The 14,823-nt window shown below is 69.9% G+C and carries 12 protein-coding genes; 3 read left to right on the top strand and 9 right to left on the bottom strand.

Going from position 1 to position 14,823, the window contains the following annotated elements; genetic code table 11:
• Positions 1 to 26: 26 nt before the first annotated feature.
• From VKH46_17430 to VKH46_17395, 8 genes are all read right to left on the bottom strand, one after another.
• Positions 27 to 3,182, bottom strand: a complete 3,156-nt coding sequence (locus VKH46_17430; protein ID HKB72616.1) for a transglutaminaseTgpA domain-containing protein — start codon at positions 3,180 to 3,182, stop codon at positions 27 to 29.
• Entirely contained in the window at positions 3,179 to 4,180 is a 1,002-nt protein-coding gene (locus tag VKH46_17425; protein ID HKB72615.1) for a DUF58 domain-containing protein, read from the bottom strand. Before VKH46_17425 ends, VKH46_17430 begins: the two co-directional genes overlap by 4 nt.
• Before the next feature lie 209 nt (positions 4,181 to 4,389).
• Positions 4,390 to 5,319, bottom strand: coding sequence for a MoxR family ATPase (locus VKH46_17420; protein HKB72614.1), 930 nt, complete (start codon positions 5,317 to 5,319; stop codon positions 4,390 to 4,392).
• Positions 5,316 to 6,290 carry a sugar phosphate nucleotidyltransferase gene (locus VKH46_17415; protein ID HKB72613.1) on the bottom strand — a complete coding sequence of 325 codons (975 nt, stop codon included), beginning with the start codon at positions 6,288 to 6,290 and terminating at the stop codon, positions 5,316 to 5,318. The genes VKH46_17420 and VKH46_17415 overlap by 4 nt, the downstream gene beginning before the upstream one ends.
• Positions 6,281 to 7,174: a UDP-N-acetylmuramate dehydrogenase gene (gene murB / locus VKH46_17410; GenBank protein HKB72612.1), complete on the bottom strand. Its 894-nt coding sequence runs from the start codon at positions 7,172 to 7,174 to the stop codon at positions 6,281 to 6,283. The genes VKH46_17415 and murB overlap by 10 nt, the downstream gene beginning before the upstream one ends.
• Positions 7,175 to 7,179: 5 nt before the next feature.
• Positions 7,180 to 7,560, bottom strand: a complete 381-nt coding sequence (locus tag VKH46_17405; protein HKB72611.1) for a type II toxin-antitoxin system VapC family toxin — start codon at positions 7,558 to 7,560, stop codon at positions 7,180 to 7,182.
• The gene (locus VKH46_17400; GenBank protein ID HKB72610.1) at positions 7,550 to 7,786 is read right to left on the bottom strand and encodes a hypothetical protein; all 237 of its coding nucleotides are present in this window, start codon (positions 7,784 to 7,786) and stop codon (positions 7,550 to 7,552) included. Before VKH46_17400 ends, VKH46_17405 begins: the two co-directional genes overlap by 11 nt.
• A gap of 107 nt (positions 7,787 to 7,893) precedes the next feature.
• Positions 7,894 to 8,442 (bottom strand): phosphatidylglycerophosphatase A, encoded by a 549-nt coding sequence (locus VKH46_17395; protein HKB72609.1) that lies wholly within the window; start codon positions 8,440 to 8,442, stop codon positions 7,894 to 7,896.
• A gap of 157 nt (positions 8,443 to 8,599) precedes the next feature.
• Between VKH46_17395 and recA the strand changes: the two genes are divergently transcribed.
• Positions 8,600 to 9,691 carry a recombinase RecA gene (gene recA / locus VKH46_17390; protein ID HKB72608.1) on the top strand — a complete coding sequence of 364 codons (1,092 nt, stop codon included), beginning with the start codon at positions 8,600 to 8,602 and terminating at the stop codon, positions 9,689 to 9,691.
• A 177-nt stretch (positions 9,692 to 9,868) separates the two neighbouring features.
• On the top strand, positions 9,869 to 12,679 hold the full coding sequence (locus VKH46_17385; GenBank protein ID HKB72607.1) for a hypothetical protein: 2,811 nt from the start codon (positions 9,869 to 9,871) through the stop codon (positions 12,677 to 12,679).
• Between the two features lie 331 nt (positions 12,680 to 13,010).
• Here VKH46_17385 and VKH46_17380 read toward each other — a convergent pair whose 3' ends face one another.
• A complete protein-coding gene (locus tag VKH46_17380; GenBank protein ID HKB72606.1) occupies positions 13,011 to 14,468 on the bottom strand; it encodes a hypothetical protein in 1,458 nt (485 codons plus the stop codon).
• Between the two features lie 40 nt (positions 14,469 to 14,508).
• On the opposite strand from VKH46_17380, the gene VKH46_17375 reads away from it, so the two are divergent.
• Positions 14,509 to 14,823 (top strand): saccharopine dehydrogenase NADP-binding domain-containing protein (locus VKH46_17375; protein HKB72605.1); only part of this gene is annotated, 315 nt, incomplete at its 3' end.

Genomic DNA, 14,823 nt, shown 5'->3' with positions numbered 1-14,823 from the left:
TCAGGCGGCGCGAGCCGCGCTCCCGTCTACCGGAGCCACGTCATCGGGTCGGAGGCCTTCTGGTGGTCGCGGACCTCGAAGTAGAGGGACGGTTCCGTCTCCCCGGGACCGATGCCGACGAGACCCACCTTGTCCCCCGTCGAGACGACGTCGCCGACGCGGACCAGGATCGACCGCAGGCGCGCGTAGAGGGTGAGCACCTCGTCGCCGTGGTCGATCACCGCCATGTTGCCGTAGTCGGCGAACCAGCGGGCGAACACGACCCGCCCTCCGTAGACGGCCGCGACGGGCGTTCCGTCGGGCGCCGCGATCTCGACGCCGTTCGAGACGGTCCATGCGTCGAATTTCGGGTGGCGATGCCGTCCGAACGTGACGGCGATCGTCCCGCGGACGGGCCAGTCGAGCACGCCGCGCCACGGCCGCGGAGAGCCGATCGTCGTCGACTCTCCTTTCGCCAGGAGGTCGAGGAGCGCCTCGAGCTTCTGCGCCTTCTCCGAGAGCTCGGAGACCTCCCGCCGCGTCGCGACGGTCTCGCTCCTGGACTGCGCCAGCAGCCGCATCCGCTCGCTCTTCCCGGCCGCGATCCGCCTCTCCTCCTCCCGGTCCTGCGCGAGGAGCTGTTCGGTCTCCTTCCGCAGGTCGTTCTGCGACCGGAGGTCGGTCTCGAGCCGCCGCCCCGCGTCGGTGAACCGCGCGAGCTCGCGCGCGTCGGTCTGCGCCATCGCGTCGAGCGTGCGCATCGCGGCGAACACCTCCGTCGTCCCCCGCGCGGCGAGGAGCAGCCTCAGATAGCCGAACCGGCCCAGGCGCGACAGGAGGAGGACGCGCGCGCGCAGCGAATCGGCCGACCGGGCGCGCGCGGCGCGCGCGGACTCGAGATCGGCCCCGAGCGAGCTCGAGCGCCGCGCGAGGTCGTCTCGCCGCGCGGCGATGAGCTCCCGTTGCCGCTGCGCCAGCTCGAGGCGCAGGTCGAGCGCCTCGACCTCCTGCCGGAGGGAAGCGGTCTTCTTCTCCGCCTCCGCGAGGCGCCGCCGCGACTCCTCGACGCGCGCCTGGAGTCCCGCGAGGTCCTGCCGCCGCGCGTCCTGCGAAACCGCCGGATCGGCGGCGCGCGCGGCGCCGGGCGAGGCCGCGAGCAGGATCAGGACGGCGGCGGCCGCGGCCGAGGCTTTCTTGAGCGCGCGCACGAGCCGCCGGATCTCGCGCACGGTCTCGACGTCGGGCGGCGCGTCCCCGAATGCCTCGGCCCGGTAGGTTTCGACGATTTTCCGGGCGGCCACTCCCGCGCCCCGGCCGGCCCGCGCGAAGCCGCGGATGACCGCGCCGGAGGGGGCCGACTCGGGGAGAGGCCCGAAGCGGCGAGCGTGGAGCCGGCGGATGCGCAGATAGGCGCGCGTGGCCGGCGGCACCCGCCGGCGCCGTCGGGCGAGCCGCAGGAACGCCGCGGCCGCGAGCGCAAGCGCCGCAGCGGCGGCCGCCCGGCTGCGGTGAACGCGCGCCAGGGCGCCGGCTCTCGCGGCGGCGTTCTCCATCCGCAGCGCGGCCTCGCGGGCCGCTTCGACCAGCTGCACCTGCTCGAGCGTGCTGAACCCCAGGACGTTCCGGTCGTAGAAGTACTCGACCTCGTTGCCGAGCTCGGCGAGCCGCCTCCAGAGCGACACCGTGACGATCCTCGGACGCCCCTCGGGCGGAGTCGGGTCGAAGACGCGGAAGCGCTCCCCGTCGAGGCTCGCCTCCACCCACGCGTGCAGGTTCTCGCCGCGCACGAGGATCTCGCTCGTCAGCGGACCCACCTCGCCGCCGAGCGAGCCGGTCGCCAGGCGCGCGGGGATCCCGGCCGAGCGCATCATGAGCGCGAGCGCGCTCGCGAAGTACTCGCAGTGCCCGGCGCGGGTGCGCGTCAGGAAGTCGACGACCGGATCGCCGACCGCTTCGGGAACGTCGACGCGGTACGTGAACCCGCGTCCGAGATAGGCGAGGAGGCGCGAGGCGATCTCTTCCGGCGTCGAGGCGCCGGCCACGATCCGGCGCGTCAGCACCGCGACCTCCGGCGGCACGTCGTGGAGCGGAACCGACGTCCTTCCCGGCCCGGCTCCGTCCGCCTGCAGGACGTATTCGGCGGCGTACCGGCGGTCGCTCGGCGCCCCCGAGTACGTGATCGTCGCGTCGGACGAGATCGCGAGGGCCGTGCCGGCCGACGCGATCGCCGTCGTGCCGTAGGGAACGAACAGGAACCCCGGCGTGAACGACGACGTCTCGATCGAGAGCGTCCGCCTGGGCCGCGGGGTCTTCGACGGGACGGCCGTGGCGTACTGCGGCGGCAGCTCGACCCTCCCGTCGCCGCTCTCCCGCAGCCGCGAGGAGACCATCCCTTCCCGCACCCAGTGCCCCCTCCGATACCGGTTGAACGTCGCCTCGCGGAGCCGGAGCGGATCGGGGAGCTCGCCGTCGGGCGTCTGGACGCGGAGGAGGATCCGGTCGCTGTGCTTGGTCGACGAGAACGACTCGAGATCGACCCGGTCGGACGTGAAGAACGACCCGTCGGCGGCCATCTTCGGGATCGGCGCGACGGCGAACGGGCTCTGCAGGCGCGGAAACGCCATGAAGAGCGGGACCGAGACGAGCGCCGTCGCCGCGACCGATCCGGCCGCCACCCCCCACGTCGGGAGCCTCCCGAGGGCGCTCTCCGGCGGGGCGCGGTCGAAGTCGGCGAGGACGGCGAGCCGCGCGAGCGTCCGGAACCCGACGGCGGCGAGGACGGCGAGGAACGCGAGCGAGACGACGTGCGTCGAGGTCGAGGCCGAGTCGAGCGCGAGGAAGAAGCAGAGGAGGAGCGTCAGGTTCTCCTCGCGCCGGTTCTTGAGCGAGACGAGCTTGGCCGCGGCCGTGAAGAGGAGGAGGTTCGACGCGGTCCGCACGAGGCCGGCGTGGAGCGCCCGGGCCGCGAGGAAGAACCAGGCGACGTAGGCGAGCGCGAGGACGTTCAGCGCCGCGTTGGAGAGCGAGAGCGGCCGGCCGCGCCGGGCGCGGATCCAGGCGGCCGCGAGGAGCGCCTCATACACGCCGACGGCGGCGAACGAGGCGGCGCCGGTCCACGGCAGGGCGGCGGGCGCGAGAACGGCGAGCGGAAGCAGGGCGCGCTGATGGACGGCCCGGAGCGGCTTCGACCAGGGCTCGCTCACGCGGCGACCTCCCGGCGCTCTCCCGGCCGCGGGGGCGGAAACGCGGGCGCCGCCGCGAAAGGAAGGATCTCGAGCCGGGCGAGCGCCTCCAGGATTCGACGCCGCTGCCCGGCCCCGCCGGCCGGCGCGACCGAGACGCCGCGCGCGGCGAGACCCGCCTCTCCTCCCGCTTCGACGAGCGCGAGCGCCTCCCCCGCGGTCGCCGCGATCGCGCGCTCCACCGCGGCGACCGCCGCCGGGTCGAGCGGATCCGCGACCGCGTTGTCGACCGCGAACACGACGCGCCGCGAACGCTCGTCGCGCCGCTCCCGGACGATCCACTTCTGCAGCCGCGCCGACTGCTTCCAGTGCAGGTCTCGCACGTCGTCGCCCGAGACGAATTCGCGCAGCGTCCGCACCTCCGGGCCGAATCCCCGCCGGCTCGCCGGCGACGTCGCCCCGCCGGAGGACTCCGGAGCCTCCGGGCGCCTCGCGCCGCGGGCCGGGTCGGGATAGACCACGATCGGCTTCGGCCACGAAGCGCCCCGGTACTTGCGGAAGAGGCCGACGGGGAACCGGCTCATCAGGCCGGCGTCCCCGCCCGCGAAGACGCCGCGCCGCGGGAACACCGCCTCGAGGGTGTAACGGCGCTCCGCGCCCGGAGGGAGCGGCGCGACGTAGAGGGGACCGGGAAGGGCCTCGTGCAGGAACCAGACTCCCTGCGCGGTGAAAGCCCCCGACGCGTTCTTCACCGTCACCGCGATCCACGCCGGGCGTCCCGCGAAGATCTCGCCGTTGGCCTCGACCGTGCACCGCACGGCCCGCAGGTTCCGCCGCGACACGACCCCGGAGACGATCATGCCGGCGAGCAGCCCGGCGAGCACCGTGTAGAGCCCGTTGTTGGCCGTGTTCGTGGCGGCGATCGCGACCAGCAGCGTCATCAGGATGTAGCCCAGCCCGAAGTTCGTGATGCGGATGTGCCAGCGCGGGATGAGGGGGGTGATGGGGCGATCAGACATAGAGGAGAGAAATTCGAAGCACGAAATTCGAAATCCGAAACAAATCCGAATGTTCGAAATCCGAAATCCGAAAATGGCGGCACCGAAAAACCTGGTCCGGTCGCGCCCGCTTCGAAAGAAGAAGCGCGCCTAGGCCGCTGTTTCGACTTTCGAACATTCGAATTTCGAATTTGTTTCGCGTTTCGATATTCGGATTTCGGATTTTTTTCTCATACCGGGACCGGCACTTCCCCGAGGATCGTCTTGATCACTTCGCGCTCGCGCGGACCGGTCCCGAATCCGTCCGAGGAGATCGAGAGGATCCGGTGCGAGAGCACCGGCTCGGCGACCGCCTGCGCGTCTTCGGGGAGCGCGAAGTCCCGTCCCGCCACGAGCGCCCGCGCCTGGATCGCCCGGTAGAACGCCTGCGCCCCGCGCGTCGAGACCGGCAGGCGCAGGTCGGACCGGCGCCGGGTGGCCTCGATCAACGCGTAGACGTAGTCGAGGAGCTTGTCCGACACGCGCACCCCTTCGACCCGTGCCTGCAGCGCGAGGAGGTCCGCGGGCTCGAGCACCGGCTCGACCGAGTCGAGGGTCCGCTCCGCGCCGCCGCTCTGGAGCAGGTCCTTCTCCTCGCGCGCGGGCGGATATCCCAGCGACAGGCGCAGGAAGAAGCGGTCGAGCTGCGACTCGGGAAGGGGGTAGGTCCCGAGGTACTCGACCGGGTTCTGCGTCGCGATCACGACGAACGGGGCCGGCAGGTCGAGCGTCCCTTCGTCGGTGGACACGCGCCCTTCGTTCATCGCCTGAAGGAGGGCCGACTGGGTCTTCGGCGTCGCCCGGTTGATCTCGTCGGCGAGCACGACGTTGCCGAAGATCGGCCCCGGGTGGAAGACGAAGCGGTTCGCCGAGGCGTTGTAGATCGAGACCCCGAGCACGTCGGCGGGAAGCGTGTCGCTCGTGAACTGGATCCGGGTGAACTTCAAGTCCAGCGCTTTTCCGATCGCGCGGGCGAGCGTCGTCTTCCCGACGCCCGGCACGTCCTCGATCAGCACGTGCCCGCGCGACAGGATCGCGATCAGGACGAGGTCGATCGCGTCGGGATTTCCCCGGAAGACGCGGCCGACGGTCTCCCGCAGGCGGTCGAGCGAGGCGCTCATTTCCCCTCTCCCGCCGCGCCGGCGATCCGTCCGCGGAGCTCGCTCTCGCGAGCGAACGGGAAGACGAGCGCTCCGGCGGCCGAGACCGCGACGATCGAGTCGCGCACGCCCTCGACGACGACGGGCCGGTCGGAAATCACCAGGTTGCCGGCGGCGTCCATCCCCTTGAGCTCGCGGAGCGCGCGATACGAGCCCACGTCGTTCCACCCCGCATCGCACGGGACACAGATCGCGTCGCTGCTCTTCTCCATCACCGCATAATCGAAAGAAATCGCCGGGATCCGGTCCCAGGCCTCGGCCGAGGGACGCTCGACATAACGGCGGCAGGCCTCCAGCAATTCCGGCGCGGCGGCCGCCGACGCCGCGATCCCCGAGGAGGGGCGGAACGCGAAGATCCCCGCGTTCCAGAGGAGATTCCCCCCGCGCAGGTAGGCTTCGGCGGCTTCCCGCGAGGGCTTCTCGACGAAGCGCCTGACCCGACGGGGACCGGTTCCGGCCTCCACCTCGACGTAACCGTATTCCGTCTCGGCCCGTTCGGGCCGCACCCCGAGGAGGGCGATCACGGGCTCGGCCGCGGCCGCCGCGGCCGCCTGCGCCAGGCATCCTGCGAACGCCTCGGGGTCGGCGACGGTCTGGTCCGCGGGGAGGAAGACGACCGGCTCGTCGCTCTCGCGGCCGAGGACGACGGCCGCGCGGACGATCGCGGCCGCCGTGTTGCGGCGGGAGGGCTCGAGGAGGAGGTCGCCGGGCGGAAGGTCGGGGAGCTCCTCGCGGGTTCGCGCCGCATAGCGCTCCGCGGTCGCCACGCAGACGCGCGAGGCGGCGGGCCGGACGCGCCGCCATGCATCCTGGAGGAGGCTCGTCGTCCCCCAGAGGCGGAGGAACTGCTTCGGCTCGGCTTCCGTCGAAAGCGGCCAGAGACGCGTCCCCGCGCCGCCCGCGAGGAGGACCGCGCGAAACGTCACGGCCACGGCAGCCCGACCAGCTCGACCTCGGGCTCGAGCTCGACCCCGAACTTCTCCTCGACGCTCCGGCGCATCAGCCGCATCAGCTCCAGGACGTCGGCCGCCCGCGCCGCGCCCCTGTTGACGATGACGTTGGCGTGCCGCGGGGAGATCTCGGCGTCCCCGCGCTCGACGCCCTTCAGGCCGCAATCTTCCAGCAGTTTACCCGCGAATCGCCCCGGCGGATTCTTGAAAATGCTCCCGGCGTTCGCCTGCGGCGGGAGCGCGCCGCGGCGCTTCTCGGTCACTTCGCGGGTCTTGCCCTCGATCTCCTCTCGCGTCGCCCGGCGGAGCCGCATCGCCGCCCGGCAGACGATCTCGCCCGAGTCGACGAGCGCCGTCCACCGGTATCCGTGCGCGATCGCGGCCGCCGGCCGCTCCTCGACGGCGCCGTCGGGAGAAACGAGGCTCACGCTCTCGAGCACGTCGAATATCTCGCCGCCGTAGGCGCCGGCGTTGATGCGCACCGCGCCGCCGATCGAGGAGGGAATCCCCGAGATCGGCTCGAGCCCCGACAGCCCCGCGCGCGCCGCCTTCGCGCAGACGCCTCCCAGCGACGCGCCGGCCCCGGCGGCGAGGCGGTCGCCCTCGATTTCGACCGCCAGGAAATCCCCCTCGAGGACGACGACGCAGCCGGCGACGCCGTCGTCGGAAACGAGGACGTTCGAGCCCTTGCCCAGGATCCGGAAGGGCTTCCCTTCCGATCGCGCCGCCCGGAGCGCCGCGGCGAGCCCCTCGGCCGTCCGGGCGGCGACGAAGCACTCGGCCGGCCCCCCGATCCGGAGCGTCGTGTGACCGGAGAGCGGCTCGCCGGGCCGGACCTCCCCGTCGGCGGGAGACAGCGTCAGCATCGGGATCAGCGACCCGCCGACCGACAGGCCCGATCGAGCTTCCGGTCGAGGGTCACGAGCTCGGCGTCGAGGAAGCGCGCGACCCACACGTACGCGGCGTCGTGGGGCGTGAGCTCCAGGCGTTGCGCGAGATCCACGGCATCCGTCGGCGGCACCGCGTGCTCGGTGATCCCCATCCGGGCGAGATTCAGGAGCGATCTCAGCAGCTCGCGGCGCAGATTCGGTTGTCTCCGAATCTTCTTCCCGCACACACTCGCCACCTCGTACGGCAGCAGCGTCGGGCAAGCCAGTTCGAAACCCTCGATCCGTCCGGCGACGGTGTCGGCTCCCGGTTCGACGAAAAGCACCGCGGCGACAGCGGATGCATCGACGACCTTAATGGGCACGGCGATCCCGCCGCAGGATCGCGACCGCCTCGCGAGGCGTCTTCAGGCCCATCTGCCGCGCGCGCTCGAGCGCTTGTTTCGGAGAGAGCTTCGGTTCGCTCGCCGCCGCCTGCTCGAGGACGACGAGGAGCTCCCCCTGGAGCGAGCGCCGCGCCCGGGCGGCCCGCCGCCTCAGGCTCTCCGCGATCTCGTCGGGGACGTTCTTGATCGAGATGTTCACGGGCATCCGGCCACCTCCAAAACAGATCCATTATAGATCCACGCGGCGCCGGATCGGCGCGCCTGCCCGCGGCTCGATTTCTCACGGACAGCGGCGTTCGGAAGGTCAGCCGGTCAGAAAATCCTCCCGATCGCGTACGTGATCGCGCCGGCGAGGACGCCCGCCGCGGCGTCGTCGGCCACGATCCCCCAGCCTCCCGGAAACTCCTGGAGCTTGCGGATGGGCCCGGGCTTCCAGACGTCGAAGAGACGGAAGAGGAGGAACGAAAGGCCCCAGAGACTGCCCCCCGCGCCGAGAAGCGCGCAGGGCGCGGAAGCGATCATCTGCCCGGCGATCTCGTCCACGACGATCGCTCCCGGGTCGCGCGACTCCGAGAGCGCCTCGACGCGCCCGCTCGCGACGATCCCGACGGCGAGGATCGCGAGAGCGGCGGCGAGGATCAGGAGACCGGCGAGCTCCCCGGCGGACGCGATCGGCGCGGCGGTGGGCGTGTCGAGGAGCGCCGGGCGAGGCACGCGCGCGAGGAACGCGGCGAGGGCGAGCCCCTCGGCACTTCCCCACGTCCCGGGCGCGAGCGGGATCATCCCGATTCCCGCGCCGGTCGCGATCGCCGTGGAGATCGGCCTCTCCTTCCATGCGCGCCGCAGGCTCGGTCTTGACATCAGCGAAGACGGGGCGTAGAAAAGAGCGTCCTCATCTCTCCTCATCATAAGTCGTCGCACGCGCCCGCCGAGCCGCGAAGCGCGCTCCGCGCGGGCGCCGGACAATCCCCGCTCGCCGGTTTATAATGCCGGCGAACACGTGAAGGAGAACGAGAGCATGCCTCAGATCAAACCCGTCCCCGGCACATCCCCGAGTCCCGTCCTCACCGAGAAGATGCGCGCCATCGAGACCGCGCTCACCCAGATCGACCGCCAGTACGGAAAGGGCGCGATCATGCGTCTCGGCGACCACCCGCCGGTCCTGATCTCCGCGATCCCGACCGGGTCGATCGCCGTGGACGCCGCCCTCGGCGTCGGAGGCGTGCCCCGCGGGCGCGTCATCGAGATCTTCGGCCCCGAGTCGTCGGGCAAGACCACCCTTTCGCTCCAGATCATCGCGCAGGCCCAGAAGAAGGGCGGGATCGCCGCCTTCATCGACGCCGAGCACGCGATGGACGCCGAGTACGCCAAGAAGCTCGGCGTCGACACCGACAACCTGCTCGTCTCGCAGCCGGACTCGGGAGAGCAGGCGCTCGAGATCGCCGAGATGCTGATCCGCTCCGGTGCGATCGACGTCGTCGTCATCGACTCGGTCGCGGCCCTCGTCCCGAAGGCCGAGCTCGAGGGGGAGATGGGCGAGGCGCAGATGGGCCTGCAGGCTCGCCTGATGTCGCAGGCCCTCCGGAAGCTGACGGCGATCGTCTCGAAGTCGAACACCTGCCTGATCTTCATCAACCAGATCCGGGAGAAGATCGGCGTGATGTTCGGCAACCCCGAGACGACGACGGGCGGCCGGGCGCTGAAGTTCTACTCCTCGGTGCGCATCGACATCCGCCGGATCGCCTCGATCAAGGACGGCGAAACCGTCGTCGGCTCGCGCACGAAGGTCAAGATCGTGAAGAACAAGGTGGCGTCCCCCTTCCGGCAGGCGGAGTTCGACATCAATTACGGCGAGGGGATCTCGCGCGGCGGCGAGTTGCTCGATCTCGGCACGGAGGCCAAGTTGATCGAGAAGTCCGGCTCCTGGCTCTCCTACGGCGACATGCGGATCGGCCAGGGGCGCGAGAACGCCAAGCAGTTCCTCAAGGAGAACCCCGACCTCGCCAACGAGCTGGAGCGCAAGATCCGCGAGCACCTCGGGCTCGCGCCGGCGCTCGCGCCGGCGCCGGAGCCTCCCCTCGAGCGGGAGCCGGCCAAGAAGAAGGCTTGACCCAACGCGGGGGGCCGGTCCTCCGTAGAACCCGACGAGATCCTCCTCTTTGGTGCCCGCGGCCGCAGGGTCGCGGGCATTTTCTTTGCCCGCGGACACGGTGGAGAGGCCGGGACCTTGCGGGTCCCGAGGCGGGCCGCGGAGAATTTTCCGGAGACCCGGAATGAAGCAAATACGGTGTTTTTCATCCCCGGAGGGTCGGCGGCGGGTTTTCCCCCGTTGAAGGCCTCGCCGCGTCCGATACGGACCTTCGCGGCCGCGGTCGGCCTCATCCTCTTCGCCGCCGGAGCCCGCGGCGAACAGATCCGTCTCGGCGCCGATGCCGCCGTCCTGGGCCCGGCCGCGGCACCTCCAGCCCCCGCCGACCGGTCGCCGCTGCGCCGGATCTCCGACGCCTCGCTCCTGGACGGCCTCGCGGCGGTTCCGGTCGCGCTCGAGAGCGGCCTCTCGACGGACCCGGACGCGCTCGCCGCGCAGCTCAAGGCGCACGCGAACATCGAGTCCGTGATCCTCGCCGGCGGCGGAGCTCCGGAACGAGAAGCGGGAATCGACCGGCGGCGCTTCGACGTCAAGCGGCTCTCGGCCACCGTTGCCGGTCTTCGACCGGACGTCAAAGTCGCTCTCGCCGCGGGCGCGGGCCCGGAAGGTCTCGCGGATCTGCGCCGGCTGTTCGAAGATCCGACGCTCGCCGCCGGGATCGACGCCGTGCTGGTTTCCGACGATTCCGCGACGGCCCTCGAGACCGCGCCGCTCCCCGGCTCCCCTCCCGTCTGGCTCGACCTTCCGGCGGAGCCGGCCGTGTCCCTCGTCGCGGGTCTCGCGCGGCTCGCGCGCCGGCGCGCGGAGCGCGTCTTCTTCGCCGCGGCGGACGGGCCGTCCTTTGCGGCGGAGCTCGTCCGGGCCCAGGCGTATTTCACGGGGGATGTTTCGCCGCAGCCGGCGACCGGGACGGGGAGCGAGGCCCGCTTCTTCGACGCGAAGCTCCTCACGCCGATCGTGTTCGCCGACGGGGGCGGACCGTCGCGCATCGACGTCTCGGCCGGAGGACCGTTCCGCCAAGCCCAGGTCGAGAACCTCGCCTCGGGCGCCCGCCGCACTTTCGCGCTCGGCGCGGGCGCGAAGACGCTCGACCTCGACCTCCCCGCCGGTCCGGCCGCCGTGAGGCTCGTCCCCGAGCGCAAGCCGGGCGAAGTGCAGGCGCAGGTCTCCGTCGGCGGCGCGCGCGGCCTCACCGCCGAGGAGATCGTCGCCCGCGAGCGCGCCTGGAAGGCGGCGCAGGACGATCTCGTCCGCTCCTACACCGCCGACCTGACGACCTCGCTCCGGTTCCGCGTCGCCGAGGTCAACGAGACGTTCGACTTGACGATCGAAGGGCCGCTCTTCAAGGAGCGCGGGAAGGACTTCGACTGGGCCTGGGACACGTTCTACGTCAACGGAATCAAGTGGAAGGGGAAGACCCTCCCGAAGATCCCGATCCTCCAGCCGGAGAAGGTGACCACACTTCCCCTCGAGATCGAGCTCGGCGAAGAGTACGCGTACGCGCTCGCGGGCAAGACGGTCGTCGAGGGGCATCCGGCGTGGGAGATCGACTTCACGCCGAAATCCGCCGCGGGAAAGAAGCCGATGTACCGGGGCCGCGCTTGGATCGACACGAAGACGTTCGCGCTGCTGCGGCGCCGATCCGTGCAGATGAACCTCACGGGGGAGACCCTCTCGAACGTCGAGACGGAGTACTACCGGCCCGTTCCCGGGACCTCAGCCGTCCTCCCCCTCGAGATCAAGGGGGAAGAAGTCTTCTCGACGGCGGGACGGACGACGGCGGTCGAGCGCTCCGTCGTCCTCGGCAACGTCCGGATCAATGCCGCCGATTTCGTCGAGCGCCGCACGGCCGTCTACGCGTCGCCCCGGCAGATGGTCCGCGACACCGACCACGGCCTGAAGTACCTCGTCCCGGACGCCGCGGCTCCCGGCGGACGCGTCGTCGAGGAGCAGGTCTCGAAGAAGAGCCTCTTCGGCGTCGCGGGATTCTTCTACGACGGGTCGCTCGGCTATCCGATCCCGCTCCTCGGCGTCCAATACTTCGACTTCGACCTCTTCCACAGGGGGAAGCAGATCTCGACCTTCTTCGCCGGCGCGGTCCTCACGACGAACTATACCGACCCGGCGTTCCTCGGCTCCCGGTTCGATCTCGGCGCCGATGTCGTCGGGTTCGCGATCCCGTTCGGCGACGCGTCGTACCGCAGCGGGAAGGAGGTCAAGGACGAGCGCCTGAAGCACGTGCCGGCGCTCTTCCAGGTCAACCTCGGCCATCCGCTCGGGCCCTATCTCAAGGCATCGCTCGGTCTCTTCGCGAAATGGGACGACTATCAGCGCGATCCCGACACGGCGCACGAATTCGTCACGCCGAACGACACGTTCACGTTCGGATACGAGGTCAAGCTGACGGCCAACGCCGAGGGTTTCAACGGCGTCCTCGACTATTCGCGGTTCCACCGCGACGCGTGGGGCTTCTGGGGGATCCCGGGGACGTCCGAGTTCCGCCCCGGGCAGCGCGATTACGAAAAGTACTCGGCCTCGATCTCGAAGGATTACTACTTCACCGGCTTCCGGAAGATCCACGGCGCCGTGACGTGGCTGTCCGGCTCCGACCTCGACCGGTTCTCCCGATACGAGTTCGGCGCCTTCTCCGGCAACCCCCTCCGCGGCTATCAGAGCGGCGCCCTGCGCACCCGGCAGGCGTGGATCCTGAACCTCTCGTACGGGTTGAACATCGAGAACATCATCCGGCTCGAGGCGATGTACGACCAGGCGATCTTGAACGACGCCTACTCCGGATTCCGTCACGCCTACTACTCGGGAGCGGGCATCTCGGGCCAGTTGAACGGCCCGTGGAACAATTCGCTGATCCGGTTCGACGTCGGCATCCCCGTCGTTTCCCACGGCATCCACGGGGTCTCGGCCTCGGCGCTCATCCTGAAACTGTTCTGAGACCGTCGGATTCGCGACGCTCTCGGAGCTCGGATCGCGAATCCTCCCGCCGCGCGGACCTCCTCCCTGCGGTGGCCGTCGCACGGAGCGTGCTCGGCGATCGGCGCACTCGGCGCTATCGCGCCGGCCGCTTCGCGGCTCTGAGTGCCGTCAGAGCGCTGGATATCCTCGGGAGACTTTCCGCGCGACGGCCTTTCGCGAATCGGGCTCACGCCCTCGACCGCCCGGCGCCCCATCCGGAAGGAGCCTGGCCCGATTCGCGACCTCGCTTCAGGCTCGGATCGCGAAGGCCGTCGAGAGCGGCCGATCCCGCCGGGTCACCGCCGAACGGTCACCTTCCGGCCAGAAGCCTCACCCCTTCGATCGGGTGACGAAGAACCACATCCTGCGCGAGCCAGCTCCCTTCGACCCAGACGATGCGCTGGTGTTTCAATTCTTTCTTCAGCTTCGAAATCGCGCGGCGAAGATCGGTGTCCGTGCCGATCTCCTCGAGATCCCCCCAGCGTGCGCGAACGTCCGCGCAGTTCCCGGCACCGACGCACCACACGAAGAGCGGCACACCGATTCGCCTGAGATAGTCCCGCACGACGGTCGCCGAGAACTGGCTCTCGTCGGCAGGATCGTTCGAACAGATGAGAACGACGGCCCGCGGCTGGTTTCCGCCGGCCACCTGCAGAGCCGCGACCGCGACGGCATCGGCGATGCGCTCGGGGGCGTTTTCGCCGAAGGACATGGTGTAGCTCCGGAGGAGATACGGAATCCCTCCATGCTCCGCCGTGAAGTAGTACGGCGAGGCGGGAAAGAGATTCGTCGGAAGCCTCGATTCGTCCGAGACGAGCGGCACCGGATAGAGAAAGCGGATCTGATCTTCTTCTCCGAGGGCCATGTCGAACCTTCCGGGCTCGCGCTCGACGAATCGGCTTTCCGCCGAAAGTGTGGGAGTCAACGGGCTGAGCGAACCTGGGCCCGCCGAATCGGATCCGGGCTTCGCCTTCGAGGGATCGAACCATTCGTCGGCTCTGGCCGAGCGCACGAGGGTGACTTTTGCGGGCCCGGCTTCGACGGCCGAGACGGGGACCGGCTCGCCGTCGGCGGAGAAAGCCCCGGAAAGCGCCTTCCGATCGGGATCTCCTTTGCCGACGGCAATCGGTATCGCGGTCAGCTCGGACGTGGCATTTTCGGCAATTCCGCCGCCGAAAGCGCGCTCCAGACGGACTCTTTCGAAAGACGAGAACTCCATCTCCACGACCAGGACGTGGACCCGCTTCCCGTCGTGGCGAGGGAGCGGGAAGCGCGATAGGTCTTTGACGGACAACCGACGGCCGTCGAACGTCACGTCGAACCGGCGGGGTTTCGCCTGAGTCACGCTCTCCCACGTCACGCGCGCGGCGACCGGCTGACCGTCGAGTCCTCGCTCCAGGAGGATTTCACCCTCCGCCGCGGCTCGTGGGACATTGACGAGCTGCGTCGTCCGTCCGATCTCGTTCCCGGAACGATCCAGTGCCCTGACCAGGATCCGGTGAGGCCTCAAACTCATCCCAAAATCGAAAGACGTTTGCCATGGAGGTGCGGGCAGCGTGCTCAGACTCGTCCCATCGATCGTAATCTGAACCGCTTTAACTCCGTGATCAGCTATCAGGGATATGCGCTGTGTTCCGGCCGTCAATCCAAGGAACAACGTCACGAACGTAATCACAGGGCTTACCTCTCTTTGTCGCCTTGTAACGAAAAAAACTGGCCCGTCGCGCGACACGATCCTGAAATTCCGACTCGTGCATAGATAGATCAATTCTCATCATTTCTCGCCCTCGGCATAGAATCGCAAGCGCATGAAAAAAGTCGCCGTTCTCGGCGGCGGGCTCGTCGGCGCCGTGATCGCGCGCGATCTCGCGGCCGATCCGGAATTGGCGGTCACCGTTCACGACCGGTCCGAGGACGTGCTCGCGCGGGTGAAGGCGTCCGCGAAAGTGGGAACGCGGACGGCCGATCTCTCCTCGGCCGACGAGATCGCGCGCGCGGTCGCCGACGCCGACGTCGTCGTGGGCGCCGTGCCGGGCTTTCTCGGGCGCAACATGCTTCGCGCGGTGATCGCCGCCGGAAAGCCGATCGCCGACATCTCGTTTTCGCCGGAAGACACGCTCGAT

This window comes from Thermoanaerobaculia bacterium (genome assembly GCA_035260525.1).
In the GTDB taxonomy this organism is placed as follows: domain Bacteria; phylum Acidobacteriota; class Thermoanaerobaculia; order UBA5066; family DATFVB01; genus DATFVB01.
This window is presented reverse-complemented; position numbering and strand designations above follow the sequence as displayed.

What these genes read in the sequence shown, in the direction of transcription:
- VKH46_17425 (HKB72615.1), bottom strand. Translation starts at nt 4,180, where the DNA reads ATGTCTGATCGCCCCATCACCCCCCTCATCCCGCGCTGGCACATCCGC.
- VKH46_17420 (HKB72614.1), bottom strand. Translation starts at nt 5,319, where the DNA reads ATGAGCGCCTCGCTCGACCGCCTGCGGGAGACCGTCGGCCGCGTCTTC.
- murB (HKB72612.1), bottom strand. Translation starts at nt 7,174, where the DNA reads ATGCTGACGCTGTCTCCCGCCGACGGGGAGGTCCGGCCCGGCGAGCCG.
- VKH46_17400 (HKB72610.1), bottom strand. Translation starts at nt 7,786, where the DNA reads ATGCCCGTGAACATCTCGATCAAGAACGTCCCCGACGAGATCGCGGAG.
- VKH46_17395 (HKB72609.1), bottom strand. Translation starts at nt 8,442, where the DNA reads ATGTCAAGACCGAGCCTGCGGCGCGCATGGAAGGAGAGGCCGATCTCC.
- recA (HKB72608.1), top strand. Translation starts at nt 8,600, where the DNA reads ATGCCTCAGATCAAACCCGTCCCCGGCACATCCCCGAGTCCCGTCCTC.